The sequence below is a fragment of the Lentilactobacillus kefiri genome (assembly GCF_009739535.1).
Lineage (GTDB): Bacteria > Bacillota > Bacilli > Lactobacillales > Lactobacillaceae > Lentilactobacillus > Lentilactobacillus kefiri.
Genome location: NZ_CP029971.1, coordinates 2,192,428 through 2,209,473 on the forward strand (window position 1 = coordinate 2,192,428; position 17,046 = coordinate 2,209,473).

Below are 17,046 nucleotides of genomic sequence, written 5' to 3' on the forward strand. Positions count from 1 at the left end.
TTATACCGCATGAAGTCATTTATCGGGTTCAGTTTGCTCATCCGTCGTCAATATATTAAAGTATACATATCATACAATGAAAACGGGGAGAATTATGAAAAAACAAACAATATTTTATGGTTTGTCACTGGCAGCACTTGCTGCAGGAGCTTACGCAGTCAGCAAATCCGATCAAAAATACAACAACCATTTAACTACTATCGTTAAGAATACCAAACATTCAGCCGCATTAAAAGGCTTCAAATATCTGGGAAGCTGGACCACCATTCCAGGTCAGAATTCAAATCCGGAAGTTTTTCATTTTGGCTTTAATTATCTTGATCAAAATGGCCAGCATCAATCCGAAGAATTTTGGATTAACACGCAAACTCAACGAATTATGAAACACCAACTCATTACTTTGTAAAATGAGCAATCAGCTTATAAATCGGCCCTTTTGGACTGAATTTCTGCTCATATTCAGTTTCGATATTGGTCTCGTTCTCAGGGGATTTGTGTAAATCCAATGATACATAGTCGAATTTCATTGGGTAGTTGTTAAAGGTAACCAATGAATACTCGAATAATCCCCGGTTATCCGTTTTAAATTCGATATCACCATCATCAGCTAAAACATGTTGATAGGTTTTGAGAAAAAGTGGTGAGGTCAATCGCCGTTTGGCATGACGCTTTTTAGGCCATGGATCGGAAAAATTCAAAAAGATCTTTTTGATCTCATCCTGATAAAACAATTCGTCTAAATCAGCCCCATCTGTCAAAACAAACTGAACATTTGACAGTGGGTTTTCCATGAAGGTCCGCAAAGCCGTTGCAATGACGGAAGTTTGCAATTCAATTCCAATATAGTTGATGTCGGGATTGGCTTTGGCAGTTTCAATAATAAACCTGCCCTTACCGATTCCAACCTCCACATTTAAAGGTTGCTGTTTGGCAAACCGCTGCTGCCATTTTCCCAGCCAATTCTTTGGATCAGTCACAATATAGTCGCCATGGTCTTTGATATATTTATCAGCCCATGGCTTTTTTCTTACACGCATATATTTCTCCTATAAATTAAACATTCTATCTAACACGTTCACTTCTTGCCAGTCGTTTTGGCAGGTAAAGATAAATAAACGCCCAAATTTCTACTGCCTCTCCAATAATCACGCCAAAGACCGTCACAAGGTTCGAGTAGTTCACCGCAACCACTGCGATTGCAAAGACAACGCCAACGGTTGACAGCAGGTAAAGCAGCACTTTTTGAAAGCTCATTAATTGATATTGGTTCGTGATTGGATAGACATGAACAAACGCATTATCCGAAAAGTGAAAATAAAACGGAATCATTTGAAAACCTATCAGATAGACAAACAGCAGGCTCAATAAGATTGGCAGCATTTCACCTTTGATAAAGACTAAAAACAATGTCCCAATCACCAACAGACGAACATATAAGCCGCTCATTTCATTGTCTCTAACAATTCCATGGCCATACAAATAGAGGTAGGTATTCTTTGGAACCAATTTGATCCGATTCAAAATGCCATCGACATATCGACGACGCTTAACGGATCCCTGAAGCGTTGGAACATCTGTAAACAAGTTGAAGAACTGGTAAACCGTATGCATTCGACTATTTTCATCGGCAATCATTTTTGTCCAATCAAGTGATCTGGCGGCCCACTTTTGGCGACTGAAATAACTCACAATCAGTGCAATGACAGCGAGTGCCAACCCAAGCCAATAATTAACATAAACGCACAGCGCAAATGTGATAATCGGAACTACTAATCGAAAGATTAAGCGGTTTGACAGCCAACGATTTTGCAAATGATATTTTCGTGCAAAATCAGCGTTCAACCATACCGTCTTCATTAGAAGCACTGTGGCCAACAATACATAAAGATCAGTTGCCGTCACATGCATCGTTACCTGGATGAACGGCATCAATATGATCCACAACAAGACCTGGATGGCCAAGGCAATTGATAAGCTGTACTTATAACCGCTCTTAAGATAGTTGTATATATCAGATTCCCGCGGTAACAGGAAAACATAGTCAGGTGCTTGGATTAAGGTCGCAAATCGTCCCAGCTGAACACTGACTAATAGGACACCAATAATCAGGATTGGTGCCCACCAGATTCCGGTATGAAGCTGTTTAAGCGCATGGGAATAATAATACCCCAATCCACCAATCACGAATAGCAGTGCCAACACAAAGTAATCGTTAAATACCAGTCTCAGGTACCGCATCATTTCTTTTAGATGTGAAGTCAAGCGTTGCCTAAATAACTGCTTCATGAGGCATCGCCTTCCCTTGCCAGAGTGAGATAGATATCATTCAATGAATCGCCGGCTTCTGGGAACAATTTCCGCAGTTCTTCAATGGTTCCTTCAGTCCTTACCCGACCGTTGTGAAGCAATACGAAACGGTCACAGTAACGTTGAGCGGTATCCAGAACGTGAGTTGACATTAAAATACTTGCACCCTGCTTTTTTCTTTCGGAAATCAGGTTCAACAGATCATTCACTGCCAAAGGATCCAAGCCAAGAAATGGTTCATCAATAATAAACAGCTTGGCATTCGTTAAAAATGCACAAACAATCATGACTTTTTGCCGCATTCCCTTTGAAAAGTTGTCTGGGAACCAATCTAATTTGTTATCAAGTCTGAATAGTTTCAGCAGCTTGTGAGCCCGTTTCCAGGATTCATCCTGGTCCAGGTTATAGGCAAGCATCGTCATTTCCAGGTGTTCCTTTAGTGTCAACTCTTTATAGACGATTGGCTGTTCCGGAATATAAGCAATTTGTTCTTTATACTTTTTGACATCCTCGTTAAGCGTGGTGCCGTTAATTTTAATGGATCCCTTGAACGGGGTTAATAAACCAATAATATGGTTGATAGTTGTGGACTTTCCGGCTCCGTTAAGGCCGATTAATCCAACCAACTCGCCATCTTTAACGTCAAAGCTGACGTCTTTTAATACTGGTACTTGAGAATAACCGCCGACCAGATTCGAAACTTCTAAAGACATTATTTACCTCCACATCATCTAAAATCTACAAACAAGATTATACCATATTACATCAGCCGTTGAATTAGGCCAAGCGGATATTAATGGTATAATATCATTAGTATTCACAGAAAGAAGGCAGAGATTATGAAAGATTGCATTTTTTGTAAAATCGTAAGAAATGAAATCCCCAGCTACACTGTTTATGAGGATGATATTGTAAAGGCATTTTTGGATATTTCTCAGGGAACTCCAGGACATACTTTGGTAATCCCCAAGAAACATATTGCCAATATCTTTGATTATGATGAAGAACTGGCAAGTGAGGTTTTTGCAAGAATTCCAAAGATTGCGCGTGCTGTCAAGGCATCCAACCCGGATATTAAAGGGATGAACATTTTGAACAACAATGGTCAGGTTGCCTACCAGTCTGTTTTCCATTCTCACTTCCACTTAATTCCCCGCTATACCAACAATGATGACTTTAAGATGATCTTCAAGGACAATTCAAAAAAATACTCTCCCGATCAACTCAAGGCCATCCAGGAATCAATCGAAAAACATATAGGTGATTAATGATGAAGACAGCTTTTAAAATTATCGGTGCAACCGCGATTGTTGCGGGTGCTTACCTTTATTCCCGCAAAGAAACGCCGGAAGAATTTGTCCAACGGGCCAAGACATCATTTGAGGATAAAAAACAGAAAGCTGCAGATTGGAAAACAGCTTATCAGGATTTTAAAAACTCAATGGATCAATTTAAGAGCCAATTGCCTGCCCTGGAAAAAACAATTTCCGGCATTCAACGAGATATCGATGACGCCATGTTTCAAATTGAACCCCGCCTGGATGAAATTAACAAATATTCAGACAAACTAAAGTAGTCTTTAATAAAATCTGAAAATTTCGTTAAATTCCAGTGGTCATTATATAAACGTGTCATATTATGTTATTATTATTATCGAAAACGTTTGCTTTGCAGACGAATACTTTTAGGAATGGATGTGTTTTTGTATGAAAAAATGGCTAATCGTTTTAGCCGGCATTATGATGAGTTTTACCCTTGCAGCTTGTGGCAGCAAAACTGTTGCAACTACAAACGGCGGTAAAATTACAGAAAGTGCTTATTACAGTAGTTTGAAGAGTACTTCAAGCGGTAAACAAGTATTGCAACAAATGATCTTAAACAAGGTCTTGGAAAAGCAATACGGTAAAGATGTTAAGAGCTCACAAGTAAATAGTGAATTTGCTAAATACAAGAAGCAATATGGTTCATCATTTAACTCAGTTCTCCAACAAAATGGTATGACCGCTTCTCAATTAAAGGACTCAATTCGTTCAAACCTCTTATTGAAGCAAGCTGTTAAAGACAACATCACCATTACTGATGCTCAACTTCAAACTCAGTTCAAGTCATATCAACCAAAAGTTACTGTTAACGAAATCTTGGTTTCTAAGAAAACCACAGCAAACAAAGTTATCAGTGAACTTAAAGATGGCAAGAGCTTCTCAAGCTTAGCTAAGAAGTATTCAACTGACACTGCAACTAAGAACAAAGGCGGACGTATTTCACCATTTGACAACACTAACACCACTCTTGATTCTAACTTCAAGAAAGCTGCATTCAAGTTGAAGAACGGTGAATACACCAAGACCCCTGTTAAGACTCAATATGGTTACCAAATTATCCAAATGGTTAACCACCCTTCAAAGGGAACTTGGAAACAACATGAATCAGAATTGAAGAATCAAATCGTTACTTCCAAGATGTCTGACAGCAACACCTTACATTCAGTTGTATCTAAGGTTCTTAAAAAAGGTAAAGTTACCATCCAAGATAAAGACCTTCAAAACGTCTTATCAGATTACCTTTCATCAAGCTCAACTAAGAAGTAATCTTAAAAATAGCTAGACAAAAAGGAATTGAACTTTTAAGTTCAATTCCTTTTTTATTGTCTTAACATCATAAAAGCTTGCCCTGGGTCGGTTTTTGTTTGGGATCAACCGACTTTTTAGGCTTATAAAAGCGCCGATTATCCAATCCGAACACTCGATCACTGAATTGTCCCGGTTCAATATTCTTAGTAGCACCTTGGATCATCACAATCGTCGCATCAAGCTCGTCAAGATGATGAAGGATTTCTGCTTCAAGAATCTTCGGCTGTTCCGGAGATCCATATTCCAGCAATCCATGGTGTGAAAGAATCATATGTCTTAAGAGCAATAAATCTTGTGATTCTGGGTCAATTCCCAATTTATCAGCAGTCTCACTAATTTCAGCATCCATAATACTGATGTGTCCAAGCAGATTACCCGCTAATGTGTACTCTGTGGCCACTGGGCCGGACAACTCTATCGTTTTACCAAGATCATGTAAAATGGCACCTGCGTATAATAAAGGCGCATTTATACCATCATACTGACTCACGATTGCATGTGCCTGACGTAAAATCGAAATCGTATGAAATGCCAAGCCACCGGCAAAATCATGGTGGTTCGATTTAGCAGCCGGAAATGTGTAAAATGCATCGGCATGCTTTGAAAGCAATGACCGAACAATCCGGTTATAGGTTGCATTGGTGATTTCAAAAATTGTTTGATCAATGTACTCTTCCATTTGATCCCGAGACATGCCTGCCCGCTTAACAAAATTGACCGGGTCATGCGGCTCGCTGTTGTTAGCCAACCGCATCGCAAGAATTTTAATTTGTGGGGAGTTCATGTAATTCTCTCGTTTTCCCTTTAATAAAACAACTTTTCCGGAAGTGAATCGTGCCACATCTTCCTTGGAAGCATCCCAATACTTACCAGATATTTCTCCCGATTTATCTTGAAATACCAGTGACAAAAATGTTTTGCCGTTTTTTGCGACTCGTTTCGTTGAATCTTTTAAGAGAACATACATCTCAAAGTCCTCATCCAACTGAATATCCATGAGTTGTTTTGCCATAAAATCGCCTCCTAAAGCTTTTTAAGATTTAAGACCAAACTTGAATCAATGTTGTCATCGAGGTTTGCGGTGAAGTATAAGACTTGGGTTCTTTCGCTAACCTGATCAAGCAATTTACCAGCTGCCTTTTTCCGATCTTTGTCAAAGTTCACAAAGCCATCGTCAATCATAATCGGCATTGGATACTGATCACTAAACCCAACCGACATTGAAAAGATTAATGCTAGATAAAGCTGCTCCAACGTACCGGTCGATAATTCATTAATTGGAAAATGCACGTCATCATTTCGAACAACTGAAATTTCATTCTTGAAAATGATATCCTTATACGCATTATTGGTCAAAGTCGCAAAATACTCTTTGGCAAGGGCCAATGTCTTTGGCAAACGCCCCTTGCTGGCAATGTTGAGAACTGCTTGAATCCACTGAGAACTTAACTTCAACGCCATATACTTTTGAACATTTTCAACAATTTCTGTCTGCATGTTTACCAACTGTTGGCGCAAATCATAATATTTTCCGTTCTTAATCAAGCCTTCGACTTCGGTCTTAATTCGAGTGGTCTCCTGACTTAAGTCATCCAACTTTTGACGCATTGCCTGACCCTTAACGGCCAGATCATTAATTGCTGCATCTAATTGTTCCGAATCTAGGTCATCGGGAATCTGCACATTGGCTGCGGTGATCTGTTTTTCCAAATCAGCTTTTCGACTCAAATCTTTTGCCAGTGAACCTTGAGATTCAACCAACTGATTAAATGCCGTGTCTGACTGAATTCCACGATGATCTAAAAATTGCTTTTTCTTCAGCAACAATTGTTCAAAATCCGCTTTGGCTGACGCAAGGTCCTTTTGCCGTTTATCCAGTTCGTCTTTCTGCTGTTGATAGCTTGCTGATAACTGCTGCCAGTGTTTGACAGTTCCAGCAATTGTCTCAACCGTCTGGGAATACTTCGACTGATCAAACTTCAGCCAATCACTGGCAAACGTCCATTTCCTGAGAAAGTCCGAGTATTTTCGTTGACTATCATTCAAAGTATTGGACTGCTTTTGTAAATTTACCTTTAAATCAGCAACCTGCTGCAATGGTGACTGAATGGAAATCCAATTTGGTTCATCAATTCCTTGGAGCTGAAATTTCTTAGAGATAACGGCCATTTTATCTTGAATTTTCTCTAACTGGCTTTGAACAGCCGCCTGATCATCCCTTGTTTCAACCGGTGCATCCTGGGTCGAATTCTTGGCGTTGTACCAACCCCAAACTGCCGAAACAATCGCTAAAATGTAACCAATCCAACCAGCCGAAGTGGTACTCAGGAGAACCGCCCCAATGATTAATGCAATCGCAACACCATACCAAATTGAGAAATTCGGTTGGTTTTTGGATGGACTAGACTGTCTGCGACGGCGATGATTTTCTGATAACCGTTCTTTCAAATTCTGTTGTTCACGCAATAAATCATTGACCTGATTAAAAGTTTGCCGATCAAACGGCTTGGGTAATTCCCCCTGGTCATTCTTATCAATCAGGCTTGCCTTTTCATCAACTTGTTTTTGAACTTCCGCAATCTGAGCTGCGGTCATTTCAATTCTAAGAGCCAGCTTTTGAGCATCCGGCAATTCATCAGTCAATCGGTCAACGTCGGATTTATGGGCTTCATAAAACTTTTGACTAGGGGTCACTACCAGATTGCCGGCAATTTCATCAACCGCTTTTTGTCTTGTAGATACCTGCTCTTCTTGCGTCTTAAGCTGCAAGTCAAGCTGATTAAACTGATTAATATCATCATTGGTGAATCCCGCCTTCAGTTGGGATTCATCAAGACCCTTTAATCCTTTTAGCTGACTGACCAGTGGCAATAACGTCTGCAGATGACGTTTTTCGTCCAACTGACGATCGAGAACCTTTAACTGTGACTGCAGTTGATCCAAGCTCGCCTGTTTTGTTTTCAAATCTGCTTGCAAATGCTGGTAACGGGGAAAATCTGCCTTGGCGTCGGTAACTTGCTTTTCCAGCTTTTTATAATCTGAAATTTGAACGTTAATCGTTTTTGTCCGACCATGAGGGGCATACATCTTCGCCGATTGTTTATCCAAATTCGACTGCAGGGACATCCAGTCTCCAGCTCCCGCAACCCCAATGGATTGAATCCGCATCCTCAGTTCATCACGCCCCATCTGGTAGAACTCGTGTTGATCAATACTGCCAAAGTAAAACAATTGATCGTATGCTGTCCGGTCAATCGGCGAGATGATATTCTGATAATCGTCTTTGGTCAGTTTTGTACCTTGATCTAAATCGTAAAATTTTATCGTGCCATTATACTTTAAACCAGTTCGGACAATTTTATAGAGGTGCCCATCAACCTCGAAAGTCATTTCACCACCATAAGGTGCATTTCCTTTGGGTTGATATTGGCCATGGGGTGAATGCTTCTTGTCGGGAAAGCCAAACAGGATGCCCTTTATAAAAGCGATAATGGTACTTTTTCCCGCTTCATTCGGGCCATAAATGACTTGCAGAGGATTCTGGATATCAATTTGCTGATCAATCCAGCGACCATAACCGTAAATATTTAATTGCTTAATAATCACTTAGAATCCTCCTCTACATCATCAGGATTAACCACGTTTTCTTGCAAAATTGTTCCAGCCTGATCATAAATTTCATGTTTGGCATCCGCTTGACTGACTTCGTCTTTAATAAACGCCGGTTGCTTTGAAAAGTCTTTGAGAACTTGGTTAAAGACATCATCGTTCAAAGTTGCTTCCCGTGCCTGATTGAAATACTTCTGGTCAATCGTGCTGTAGACCACATCACTGACTTGTGGAGCTTCTACCGAAGTGATCCAACAGTTCAATTGCTGCCACTTATCGGTATTGAGTTCCTGGAGCTCATCCAGCAAATCACCATTGTTAATCTGATTAAGAATGGCCGGATCAACATTAGTGTCGCTGGTTAGCTCAATTCTGATGAAGTGAAGTTTTGAATATTTCAAATCGGCAATTTTTTCAAGCATTGAAGCTGCCAATTGATCGGTTGATAAATCAGCCAAAGACATGGTGACTTTTTCCCAAATAATTGGTGCAGTCGGTTTAAATGTCGTTGTAAGTTGTTGACCCTCATTTTGAACCAGCAGATATCCCTTTTCACCTGATTCGTTAATGTGTCGTCCCTGGGTATTTCCTGAATAGTTGATCGTTCCCTGAGCGTTTAATGATTGCCGCTTGTGAATATGGCCTAATGCCCAGTAGTCATAACCCTTTTCTTGGAGTTCTGATAGTGTGAATGGCGCGTAATTCGCTTCAGGTGAGTTCAAGGAGCTCAAGCTGCCGTGAAGCATCCCAATATTCCAGGTCGCATCGGAAACCGCCTGAGGATATTCTTGAATCACCGGTTGCGTAATCCACTGCTTGTCAAAGCTAAATCCATTAATGGCAACAACCGTGCCGTCATGCAACGGATACCGCTTTGTCTCAACCTGATTGCCAAATACCTGAGTATTGGCCGGATAGCCGAACGAAGCCGGGTCCGCCGTCGAATAATCATGGTTACCGAAACTGACAAACGCTTCAATTTCGTGGTCCTTAAGCCGATTTAGCTGGTTAATCAAAAATGCATCAGCAGCGACACTTCGTTCTTCACGGTCGAACAGGTCACCTACCAGCAAAACAAAATCCACTTGCTGCTCAATTGCCCCATCAATGATTCTTTTAAAAGAATCAAAGGTTGATTGATGAACCTTTTCCCAAAGTTCATCAGGAAGCCCGTTATTTTTGAGTCCTAAAAATGGACTATCCAAATGTAGATCTGCCGTATGAATGAATTTCATAATGAATACCTTTCTAACATATATGTACGGAAAAGCGCCGAATTAGATTTAAACTAATTCCGCGCTTTTTTTGATTATGAACGATATAAATCGCTAATCGGCTTTGTAACCGTATTGTTAATGTCGGCCAATAATTGGCTGAGCGCTTTTTCCTTAGTCATCAAGTTGGAGATTAACTTGCTTTCACGCATTTTTCCGGCAATTGCCTGAATGTTCTGAATCTCTTCTTGCGTAGGTTGAGCACCTTGCATTTGTTTCTGTTGAAGCTTTGCTTGAGCCTCTTGGAAGTCATTAAAGACCTTGTAATCATCCACGTTCTTCTTAAGGTCGGCAAATGCTGCTTGAATCTCCGTGAATTCATCAGATGCGATCAATTCGGATTGGAGTTGGTTCACAGTTGCGGTCATTTTTTCATTCATTAAATATATTCCCCTAACTAATTTATTTATCTAATTCTAACACATTCCAGAAATCGCTTCCGGCTTATCTGTTTAATGATTGAACCAGCTTTTGGCATCATCAATTAAATCTTTGGCTTTTTGTTCAATTTGATTACCATATTGGCTGCTCTTCTTTTGGATTGTATCCCAAATATTGTCATTGCTGCTTTGGCTTTGAACAAGTGATTGAGCGTCCTTGGTATCAAAGCTGGAATTCTTTGTATAAGGCAGCATCGTTTGCATTTCGTTCTTAAATAATGGACCGACACCAGTCCCACTCAAGTTTTCCAAATGATGCGCCTGACTGGTACTGTCAAATCCTTCCCAAGTTGCCACAACCAGGTCGGGCGTGTATCCAATGATCCATTTATCCTTGGTTGCATCCGATGACCCCGTATTATCGGCTTCGGTACTACCGGTTTTCCCGGCAACCTGATACCCATAAGGTTTGGCATCGGCACCAGTTCCGTTATTAAAGACCCCAAGCATCATACTGGTCATTTGTTTGGCAACCGCAGAAGACATAATCTGACGGCCTTCCTGTTTGGCTGTGTTATCCACAACCACTTTTCCGGTGGAATCCACGATTTTTCGGATATAGAACGGTTTGACAATCTTACCGCCATTAGCAAAGGCCGTATATGCACCCGCCATTTGCTGTGGTGAAACCCCGCCGGACATCCCACCCAAGGCAAGAGCAAGGTTCTTGTCCTTCTTGGTAACCGGAATATTAAAGTCCTTAACCGAATCATAACCACGGCTGACACCAATTTGGTTAAGTAACCAAACCGCAGGCGCATTCATACTCTGAGCTAAAGCTTCATACATCGGCACTTTGCCCTGATAAACATTATTATAGTTTTTCGGTGTGTAATGGTTGGTTCCATATGATTTCTTCTTATCAACCAATTCGGAATCAAATTTGTACCCAGCTTCCAGAGCTGGTGTATAAACCGCCAACGGCTTCATGGTAGAACCAGGTTGCCGATTAATCTGAGTGGCTCGGTTATAACCACGGAAGACGTGCTTGCCTCGTCCACCAACAACAGCCGTTACTCCACCAGTCGTTGGCGACACTCCAATTGAAGCGGCTTGAACCTCTGTTCCATCAGCCGCATTGGCTGGGAACATGGCATTATTATCAAAATTGGTCTGCATCGCCTTTTGCTGCGATTGATTCAAATTCGTATAAATCCGGTAACCACGGTTCATAATTTCTGATTCCGTCATGCCGTATTTACTGATTGCCTCATCAATAACCGCGTCAAAGTAGTAAGGATATTTGTAGCCGTCTTTACGGACATAGGTATCTCGGGTCACAATTGGCGTCTTCTTATAATAGTTGGCCTGGGCCTGGGTAAGTTTGTTGTTTTCAACCATCAGCTGCAAGACAACGTTTCGCCGCCATTTGGCCGCTTTAGGATGATCAATCGGGTTAAAGGCACTTGGAGAAGTCAACATTCCTGCCAATACAGCGGAATCCGGCACCGAAAGATCAACGGCGTCTTCACCAAAATATTTTCTGGCAGCATCCTGAACACCCCAAACACCATTTCCAAAGTAGGCATTGTTCAAATACATTGTTAAAATTTCATTCTTGGAATAAACATTTTCAACCTGAATGGACAAGAAGAGTTCCTTGAGCTTTCGAGTCATCGTCTGTTCTTGAGAAAGATAGGCATTCTTAACCAGCTGTTGAGTAAGCGTACTACCACCACCGCTGATATAGTCACGATGAAGAAGCTTATTTTTGACTAACAGAAACATTGCCCGCGCAATTCCTTTAAACGAGAATCCATATTCGTGATAAAAATTTCGATCCTCAGTGGACAAAACGGCTTTCGGGATATTAGCCGAAACCTGATTCAAATGGACATAAGTGCCCTTCTGCGCATATAATTCACCGGCTTTTTTGTTACTAACATCAAAAATTTCAGTGGTCTTGGAGAGTGATGACTCCAGATTCTGCACATGGGCTGTTTTAGCCAGGAAAACCAAATACGTGCTTGTGACTAATGAGATTGTCAAAAAGATAACCACTAGCCATTTAACCAGATGAAACCTTCGACAAAATCGGTTGAAGCGTTTAAAAAAATGCCCCGCCGATTGTTTAATTGTTTTGGTTGAATTGTTATTCATGCGGATACTCCTTTTGTGAATACCCCAGTATTGTATCATATCTGAAAAGGTGGCGATTTAATGGGATAGAAAATTTAACGAGGATTTAAAAAACACTATCAAACAGCAAAAAGCCTCAGCAAGCGTTGCGCTTACCGAGACTTATGTTAGTTGCTTAAATTACATTGCATCCGGTGCTTTAACACCAAGTAAGTTAAGTGACTCTTTAAGGACGATTGAAACAGCTTTGACAAGTGATAAACGGGCAGCCAATTGGTCATCTTCAACCAAAATCTTTGAGTGTGCGTAGTACTTGTTAAATGCCTTTGCCAGTCTTAATGAGTACTTGGCAACTTCTGAAGGTTCAAAGTCTTTGCATGCACTCTCAACAACAGCTGGGAAGTCTTTCAAAGCAGTGATTGTTTCCCAAGCAGTCGGATCGTCAAGCTGTTTGTCGGCACTATGCAAATCAATGTCGCCGGCTTTTCTCAAGATACTTTCTGCACGAGCATGTGAGTATTGAACATAAGGACCGGTTTCACCTTCAAAACGTAATTGGTCTTCAAGAACGAAATCAATGTTATTAGTTCGTTCATTCTTCAAATCACCGAAGATAATGGCACCAACACCGACTTCGTTGGCAACCTCATCCTTGTTTGGCAAGTCAGGGTTCTTTGCTTCGATTTGTTTCTTGGCAAGATCGATAGCGTCATCCAAAACCTTGTCCAACAAAATAATTCGGCCGGAACGAGTTGAAAGCTTCTTACCATTAACGGTAATCAAGCCAAATGGAATATGATGTAAGTTTTCAGCAGATGGGAGACCCATTTCAAGCAAAACAGCTTTTAACTGTTTGAAGTAATAAGTCTGCTCTGCACCAACAACATAGAGGTTCATTGCTGGCTTGTAGGTTCTGTCACGGTAAATGGCAGTCGCAATATCACGGGTGATGTACAAAGTTGCGCCATCACTCTTCAAAATCAAGGCTGGGTTCAAATTGTATTTATCAAGCTTTACAACTTGGGCACCTTGAGATTCAACTAAAAGGCCCTTGTCTTTAAGAATTTGGATACCTTCATCCATTTTGTCGTTATAGAAGGCTTCACCATTGTAAGTGTCAAAGCTGACACCCAACTTCTTGTAAATCTTGTTGAATGATTCCAATGAAACCTTACGGAACCATTTCCAAAGGAAGACTTCTTCTTTGTTGCCGTCTTCAAGCTTCTTGAAGGTTTCACGGGCTTCGTCATCCAGTTCTGGATGAGCCTTATCTTCTTTATGGAACTTAACGTAATACTTAACCAGGTTGTTAATTGGATCTTTTTTAACGTCTTCTTCATTACCCCACTTCTTGTAGGCAACGATCAACTTACCAAATTGAGTACCCCAGTCACCTAAATGATTATCCTTGATTGGATGGTAACCGTTTTTAACCAACAGTTTGGCAATTGAGTTACCAATAACAGTTGATCGTAAATGACCCATTGAAATTGGCTTGGCAATGTTAGGTGATGACATATCGATTGGAACATTACCACCCTTACCATTATCATTTTGGCCGTATGTGGAGTCTTCTTCCAAGACTTCATTCAGGATTTCATTACTGAATGTTCCCTTGTCCAAGAAGAAGTTGATGTAGGCACCCTTTGCTTCGACTTTTTCATAAGATGATTGGTCAATTTTAGCAACCAATTCTTCAGCGATCGCATTTGGTGCTTTATGAAAGACCTTTGCCAAGGTAAATGCTGGAAAGGCCAAGTCACCCATTGCAAGGGTCTTTGGCTTTTCAAGCTTTTCATATACCTCTGCTGATGATAATTCGTCATTTAAGACACTTAAAATTGAGTTCGTAACCTGTGCTTTGTAGTCCATTATGTTCCCTCCATCTATAAATATACAAAAAAACTCTTACAAAATAAACAATTGTAAGAGACGAGTAAACCCGCGGTACCACTCTATTTGATAAAATATCCGCTCAAAGTATTAAATTAATATTCTAAAAAGCGCGCTTCGCTGACTAAATATTTCGGCTTCCATTACCCCGAAATCGCTGACTATCTAGCAACCAACTACTATTCTTTTATCACTGAATATTTATAACGTCCAATGTGTATAATAACTTGTTAACCCAGTTGGTGTCAACAGTTATTAATCACAACATAGTGCCAATTAACAGCACTAAGCGGGTAACGGGAATCGGACCCGCGACGCAAGCTTGGGAAGCTTGTGTTTTACCACTAAACTATACCCGCATAGCAAAGACAATTATATCATTTTAAATTATCTTTGTCATAAAGATTTGAAATGTGTAAAGAAATCTAGAAAAGATTGATTTTTATGGTAAAAATACTGATACTTAACTTAAGAGGTGATTTGAATGTGGATTATTTTGAACTACAGCTGTTAGGCAATCCTGTTAGTCAATTATATCTGGGGTTTAACCAGATCAATTAAAAAACATGTGATTGACTCAATGATGATTGCCAGGCTGTTCTATTGGGTGATTGTTATCAGCCAAGTTGTCATTGCACTGCGTTCCTTTCACCGTCATCCGTTATTGGTTATCGTTGGTGCTCTGATTACTTTAGGAGTGATTGCACTGACGGAAACAGCTTATGGAAGAAAAGAGGACGTTAATTATAGTCCCAAGCTTCTCTGGCTTCTAATCGTTGCCGTTCCAATTGCCATTTACATCCAAACCTTAGTCAACTATTAAGTTAGTTGGCTATTTATTTTTGTCTCGATTATTTTTAGCCAACTCAATACACTTGTCAGCCAAAACAGTTTGCGCATCAATCACTGGATAATCATGATTGCAGGCTCGTTGTTGGGCAACTGACAACTCGGTACATCCCAAAATGACAATGTCACATTTAAGGTTTTCAACCATTTGAGAAAGGATTAAATGATACAGGCTTTCGTCAACGTAGTTTTTAGCCTTAATGTCATCGTAGATGAGAGACATCGTTTGATCAGCAATCTTCTCCGTGGGCTTAACCAATTCATAGCCGGCGTTAGTGATTTCATTATCATAAATTTTATCGTGCAATGTCCCCTTGGTTGCGATGAGGCCCACCCGTTTTGCATTGGGCGCATAATCCTTGATCGCAGCTACGGTTTCTTTTGGCATGTTCAAAATCGGAATGTCAGTCAGATTCTGTAAATCATCGTAGAAATAATGCGCAGTGTTGCATGGAATCGCAAAGAAGTCTGGATTCAGCGCACTCTGCTGCTGAATATCTTCAGCCAAAGGCGTAAATGGATTTGGCTTCGAATGATCTAAAATGTAATCAGTCCGATCAGGAACAGTTGAATGATTAACCAATATATAATTCAAATACTCCTGGTCATTTGTTGCATGGGTTCGTTCGTTGAGAATATGCACAAAGGTTTCGGTCGCTTCGGTACCCATTCCCCCAATGATTGTAAAGAAATTTTTCACTTAAATCAGTCCTTATTTTTCGACAAAATACCTATTAAAGCTCTTGGCATAATTGTGCATCATCCACTTGTATAATGCAAAGCGTTTGATGTTTTTGTCCTTGGCATACCAGAATGTATCACCATAACGACCTTCGCTGATCATTTCCATGGCCTGCTTCTTGGCATCGTTATCCTTGGCATACTTTTCAAAAATCTTTGGTGTAACCCCTAACCAGAGGAAATACTGGCTTTTATCTTTGTTTGCATAGACAGTCGGCTTGTCCTTCAATGAATCAAACGCATAATCTTGAACAACCCAGTCAGCCAATTTATGTCCGTTCAGAGTGACAAAGAAACTGCTCCGGCCGGTTCTGAGGTTAATTTCAAACAATTTGTAAGAGTTATCCCGATGATCGAATTTAATATCAAAGTTGGCATAACCATGGAAATTAATTTCTTCCAAGAACTTTTGAACCCGATTATAAATATCCTGATTGAAATCGGGAATGATGGCAACATAATTACCAATTGCAGCAGGTGCAGGATCTTCAAGCAATGGATGGCCGAGACACATTAACTTAACTTTATGGTTCTTATCGACATACACGTTCAATGTCCGCATATTACTGTCGTCACCCGGGATAAAGTCTTGAAGAATAAAATCAGACGTATATCCGTTGTCATAACTTTTGGCGACAATATCCTTAAACTCGGCTTCACTCTTAATAATAAAGGCTTTCTTACGACCCTCAAAGTGAATATCCAGCCATTCAACACTGTTGGCAGGCTTGAGGGCAACCGGATAGCCAAATGGCTGTTCAATTGGATCTCCAGACTCGTACATTGCCTTTGAAATGATCTTGGTCTTAGGATATGGCAAATCATATTTGTCACACATCTTGTAAAAGTTCTCTTTATCGTTTAATTTTTTAATCAAATCATAGTCAACGTATGGGCAGATGAAGACATCTTCCAATTCTTTCTTATGCTTTGAAATAAGTTCAGCGTATCCATCCCCACAGCCAATCAAAATCACCGGCTCTTTGTGATCGGCATAACGCTGCTTAATCTTTTTCATGGTATTAATCCAGACAGGATCTTCACTAAAGCCTGGAATTAATTCCAAATCAACGATTCTTGTAAATCTGGTTGGTGCCAACTGGGTTTGGGCAAATGCCTTAACCGGCTTGCCATAAACTTCGTATAGGCTTCTGGCCATCCCATACGCATTAAAATCACTTCCCAATAAAACGGGCGTAAAATCAAGCTTCTCTTTTTCCATTT

At 40.4% G+C, this 17,046-nt stretch carries 16 protein-coding genes and 1 tRNA gene; 5 read left to right on the plus strand and 12 right to left on the minus strand.

Annotation, left to right across the window (positions count from 1 at the left end):
- The first annotated feature begins 94 nt into the window (after positions 1-94).
- Complete coding sequence (locus tag DNL43_RS10455; protein WP_054768953.1) at positions 95-406, plus strand: hypothetical protein; 312 nt, start codon at positions 95-97, stop codon at positions 404-406.
- On the opposite strand, the gene trmB is transcribed toward DNL43_RS10455, so the two are convergent.
- From trmB to DNL43_RS10470, 3 genes are read right to left on the minus strand one after another with little or no spacing between them, the layout of a single operon-like run.
- On the minus strand, positions 396-1,037 hold the full coding sequence (trmB, locus tag DNL43_RS10460) for a tRNA (guanosine(46)-N7)-methyltransferase TrmB (RefSeq protein ID WP_056981221.1): 642 nt from the start codon (positions 1,035-1,037) through the stop codon (positions 396-398). The genes DNL43_RS10455 and trmB overlap by 11 nt on opposite strands.
- A 25-nt stretch (positions 1,038-1,062) precedes the next feature.
- Positions 1,063-2,286: an ABC transporter permease gene (locus DNL43_RS10465; RefSeq protein WP_056981220.1), complete on the minus strand. Its 1,224-nt coding sequence runs from the start codon at positions 2,284-2,286 to the stop codon at positions 1,063-1,065.
- Entirely contained in the window at positions 2,283-3,020 is a 738-nt protein-coding gene (locus DNL43_RS10470; RefSeq protein WP_056981219.1) for an ABC transporter ATP-binding protein, read from the minus strand. Before DNL43_RS10470 ends, DNL43_RS10465 begins: the two co-directional genes overlap by 4 nt.
- 126 nt (positions 3,021-3,146) lie before the next feature.
- On the opposite strand from DNL43_RS10470, the gene DNL43_RS10475 reads away from it, so the two are divergent.
- From DNL43_RS10475 to DNL43_RS10485, 3 genes are all read left to right on the plus strand, one after another.
- Positions 3,147-3,575 (plus strand): HIT family protein, encoded by a 429-nt coding sequence (locus DNL43_RS10475; protein WP_056981217.1) that lies wholly within the window; start codon positions 3,147-3,149, stop codon positions 3,573-3,575.
- Complete coding sequence (locus DNL43_RS10480; protein WP_225439238.1) at positions 3,575-3,883, plus strand: hypothetical protein; 309 nt, start codon at positions 3,575-3,577, stop codon at positions 3,881-3,883. The genes DNL43_RS10475 and DNL43_RS10480 overlap by 1 nt, the downstream gene beginning before the upstream one ends.
- Before the next feature lie 130 nt (positions 3,884-4,013).
- A complete protein-coding gene (locus DNL43_RS10485; protein WP_056981214.1) occupies positions 4,014-4,895 on the plus strand; it encodes a peptidylprolyl isomerase PrsA in 882 nt (293 codons plus the stop codon).
- A 67-nt stretch (positions 4,896-4,962) separates the two neighbouring features.
- On the opposite strand, the gene DNL43_RS10490 is transcribed toward DNL43_RS10485, so the two are convergent.
- From DNL43_RS10490 to DNL43_RS10520, 7 genes are all read right to left on the minus strand, one after another.
- Positions 4,963-5,949, minus strand: a complete 987-nt coding sequence (locus DNL43_RS10490) for a 3'-5' exoribonuclease YhaM family protein (RefSeq protein WP_056981212.1) — start codon at positions 5,947-5,949, stop codon at positions 4,963-4,965.
- 11 nt (positions 5,950-5,960) lie between these two features.
- On the minus strand, positions 5,961-8,543 hold the full coding sequence (locus DNL43_RS10495; protein WP_054768952.1) for an ATP-binding protein: 2,583 nt from the start codon (positions 8,541-8,543) through the stop codon (positions 5,961-5,963).
- Positions 8,540-9,781 (minus strand): metallophosphoesterase family protein, encoded by a 1,242-nt coding sequence (locus DNL43_RS10500; protein WP_056981210.1) that lies wholly within the window; start codon positions 9,779-9,781, stop codon positions 8,540-8,542. The genes DNL43_RS10495 and DNL43_RS10500 overlap by 4 nt, the downstream gene beginning before the upstream one ends.
- 74 nt (positions 9,782-9,855) lie before the next feature.
- Positions 9,856-10,200, minus strand: a complete 345-nt coding sequence (locus DNL43_RS10505) for a YlbF family regulator (protein ID WP_056981209.1) — start codon at positions 10,198-10,200, stop codon at positions 9,856-9,858.
- 72 nt (positions 10,201-10,272) lie between these two features.
- Positions 10,273-12,360 carry a PBP1A family penicillin-binding protein gene (locus DNL43_RS10510; protein WP_095344750.1) on the minus strand — a complete coding sequence of 696 codons (2,088 nt, stop codon included), beginning with the start codon at positions 12,358-12,360 and terminating at the stop codon, positions 10,273-10,275.
- A 159-nt stretch (positions 12,361-12,519) separates the two neighbouring features.
- Entirely contained in the window at positions 12,520-14,211 is a 1,692-nt protein-coding gene (gene argS / locus DNL43_RS10515; protein WP_056981205.1) for an arginine--tRNA ligase, read from the minus strand.
- A 309-nt stretch (positions 14,212-14,520) separates the two neighbouring features.
- Positions 14,521-14,591, minus strand: a tRNA-Gly gene (locus DNL43_RS10520).
- Between the two features lie 209 nt (positions 14,592-14,800).
- Here DNL43_RS10520 and DNL43_RS10525 point away from each other — a divergent pair.
- Positions 14,801-15,055 (plus strand): YisL family protein, encoded by a 255-nt coding sequence (locus tag DNL43_RS10525; protein ID WP_235805497.1) that lies wholly within the window; start codon positions 14,801-14,803, stop codon positions 15,053-15,055.
- 9 nt (positions 15,056-15,064) lie between these two features.
- On the opposite strand, the gene DNL43_RS10530 is transcribed toward DNL43_RS10525, so the two are convergent.
- Complete coding sequence (locus tag DNL43_RS10530) at positions 15,065-15,781, minus strand: aspartate/glutamate racemase family protein (protein WP_056981202.1); 717 nt, start codon at positions 15,779-15,781, stop codon at positions 15,065-15,067.
- Positions 15,782-15,793: 12 nt separating this feature from the next.
- On the minus strand, positions 15,794-17,044 hold the full coding sequence (locus DNL43_RS10535) for a carboxylate--amine ligase (RefSeq protein ID WP_056981200.1): 1,251 nt from the start codon (positions 17,042-17,044) through the stop codon (positions 15,794-15,796).
- Positions 17,045-17,046: the final 2 nt, after the last annotated feature.